General features: G+C 52.5%; 5 protein-coding genes. 3 read left to right on the top strand and 2 right to left on the bottom strand.

All coding sequences use genetic code 11. The annotated features are described in order from the left end of the window. A partial coding sequence (gene murD, locus AC1HCM_RS00610) for a UDP-N-acetylmuramoyl-L-alanine--D-glutamate ligase (RefSeq protein ID WP_479459837.1) occupies positions 1-816 on the top strand: 816 nt, incomplete at its 5' end. A gap of 2 nt (positions 817-818) precedes the next feature. After that, the gene (locus tag AC1HCM_RS00605; RefSeq protein WP_479459836.1) at positions 819-1043 is read left to right on the top strand and encodes a DUF2905 domain-containing protein; all 225 of its coding nucleotides are present in this window, start codon (positions 819-821) and stop codon (positions 1041-1043) included. Here AC1HCM_RS00605 and nusB read toward each other — a convergent pair. Beyond that, on the bottom strand, positions 1015-1449 hold the full coding sequence (nusB, locus tag AC1HCM_RS00600) for a transcription antitermination factor NusB (RefSeq protein WP_479459835.1): 435 nt from the start codon (positions 1447-1449) through the stop codon (positions 1015-1017). The two genes, AC1HCM_RS00605 and nusB, sit on opposite strands and share 29 nt — an antisense overlap. Before the next feature lie 2 nt (positions 1450-1451). Further along, positions 1452-1916: a 6,7-dimethyl-8-ribityllumazine synthase gene (gene ribH, locus AC1HCM_RS00595; protein ID WP_479459834.1), complete on the bottom strand. Its 465-nt coding sequence runs from the start codon at positions 1914-1916 to the stop codon at positions 1452-1454. 124 nt (positions 1917-2040) lie between these two features. Between ribH and AC1HCM_RS00590 the strand changes: the two genes are divergently transcribed. Continuing rightward, on the top strand, positions 2041-2499 hold the full coding sequence (locus tag AC1HCM_RS00590) for a ligand-binding protein SH3 (RefSeq protein ID WP_479459833.1): 459 nt from the start codon (positions 2041-2043) through the stop codon (positions 2497-2499). Positions 2500-2572 lie beyond the last annotated feature (73 nt).

The following is a 2572-nucleotide window of genomic DNA, read 5'->3' as shown; positions in this document are numbered from 1 at the left end:
GGAAAGACCCTCAAGAGCCTCAGACCGTCGGTGGGTGCCTTCCTCAACTTCCATCCCGACCACTTAGACTGGCATGAGGACATGGAGGACTACCTCAGGAGCAAGCACAACATCTTCCTGAGGCAAGGAGAGTCCGACCTCTTCATAGGGGGTTCACGGCAGGAGGAGGTCCTCAGAACACCAACACGGGCACAGAGGATATACATTGAGGAAGTTTCCCTGAAGGGAGAGAGCGTTGTCTTCCGCGGGGAGAGGCTCTTTGAGCTCGGGGACCTGAAGCTGAGGGGGAAGCACAACCTGACAAACGCCATCGTCGCCTCACTGATAGCCTACCAAAAGGGCGTTCCACCCGAGAGGATAAGGGAGGTCCTGAGGAGCTTCAGGGGGCTTCCTTTCAGGATGGAGCTCGTTGGAAGGTGGAGGGGCGTGGAGATATACAACGACTCCAAGTCAACAACTCCCAACGCTCTCAGGGCTGCCTTAGAGAGCTTTCCCGATAGCTCCGTTATACTCATAGCTGGGGGGAAGAACAAGGGTGCGGACTTTGAGCCTGTCAGGGAGACAGCTCTGAGAAAGGTAAAGGCTGCGCTGCTTATAGGAGAGACGAAGGATATCTTGAGGACCGCCTTCGGCGGTGTTTCAGGATTAAAGACCTCAAACTCCCTTGAGGAGGCTCTTGATGAAGCCCTCTCCATAGCCCAGCCCGGGGACTTTATCCTCTTCTCTCCCGGGTGCTCGTCCTTTGACATGTTCAGCAGCTATGTGGAGAGGGGAGAAGCCTTCAACCGGTTGGTCAGAGAGCGTTGTAAACTATAAGCATGTCGGAGGTAGGGAAGCTCCTCATTCTCTTCGGGGTTGTCCTCGTTCTGATCGGGGCTCTGCTCCTTCTCTTTGAGAAGCTCCCCCTCGGGATAGGCAGGCTCCCGGGCGATATAGTTATAAAGAGGGACAACTTCGTCTTCTACTTCCCTATAGTTACTTCCCTGCTGCTCAGCCTGCTCCTGACGCTTATACTCAACCTGATCTTCTCAATGAAGAGGTAGCCTTGTAGTCCCTGTATATCTTTGAGAGTATTCCGTTCACAAACTTGGCAGCCTTTCTATCGGCGTATCTCTTCGTCAGGTCTATGTAATCGTTGAAAGCTCTTCCGGGGTCGGGCGGGTTCATGAAGAGTAGCTCCGCAACCCCAAGCCTGAGGGTGTTCCTCTCTATGTAGCCGAGCCTGTCAAAGCTCCAGTCTTCCAAGTACTCGGATATGATTGAGTCAATCTCAGGCAGTCTGCTCCCCACTGTCTCTACGAGCTGGCGGGTGTAGCCGAGTATCTCCTTGTTCTTTATCCCCTTCTCCTCAATGTACTCCTCAAGGACCTTCTCAAGGGAGTCCCCCCTTATGTCCCACCTGTAGAGGACTATCAGGCTGTTCTCCCTTGCCTTCTTCCTGAACCTCATGGTCAGCCCATGTTCCTGAGCAGGTCAGCCATCTCTATAGCGGATAGGGCTGCCTCCCATCCCTTGTTTCCCATCTTGGTTCCCGACCTCTCTATCGCCTGCTCAAGAGAATCCGCCGTAACTATACCGAAGGAAACGGGCTTGCCCGTCTCTATAGATAGATTGGCTATTCCCTTTGACACTTCCGCGGCTATGTAATCAAAGTGAGGTGTGCTACCCCTTATCAGAACACCGAGGGCTATGACCGCATCAATGTTATCCCTCTCTAAGAACTTCCTGACCGCCACAGGTATCTCCCAGGAGCCCGGCACCCTTGCAAGCTCAATATCCTCCTCCCTTCCGCCGTGCCTGAGGATGCAGTCCACAGCTCCCTCCACGAGCCTGTCCACGAGGAGGTGGTTGAACCTTCCTGCAACTATTCCGAACCTCAAACCCTCTGCGTTGAGTTTCCCTTCGTACTTTCTCATAGTGTCTATTAATTATATTCCCAAGCCCAGAAGGGGCGTCCCCTCAATGGAAGATTGACACATATCATAACATAATTAGCATATAAGAATATTCTAATATACAGAACTGAAGGAGGTGTTAGCCATGGCGCTGATTAAGGAATTTCCCCCCGATGGGGTTGTGACCATAAATAGAGTGATACTTAAACCGGAGTACACTGTTGAGGACCTTGAGGAGAGGGTAGCCGAGCTCTGTGAGCACGTCAAGACTTTCCACTCAATTGATGGGTTTATCGGTGGCTTCGTCCTCATGAACGCGGGGATGATATCAAAGGAAGGTTCAACGGTTGAGGACAAGGAAGTCTCTCCCCTCAAGGACAGAGAAGCCCTCATAGTGACCTTCTGGACATCCTTTGAGCAGCACGAAAAATCCCACCAGAGCCCCCAGTTCCAGAAGCTCTTTGAAAGGGTCCTTGAGCTCTGTGAGAACGGAAACGAAGAGATAGCCTACAACATGCTCTGGCAGGGTAAAGCCTACGACCCTGAGACCGCAAAGAAGGCCATGGAAGCCAAGCAGAAGTTCGCCTCCTGCGAGAGCTGCTGACCCCTCCATGGCTCGCCCTCCCCTCCTTTCTTTTTTATCTGTATAAGCCAAAGCCAAAGGTGAGGTGAAGAGC

The sequence above is a fragment of the Hydrogenivirga sp. genome, assembly GCF_056450045.1.
This window is presented reverse-complemented; position numbering and strand designations above follow the sequence as displayed.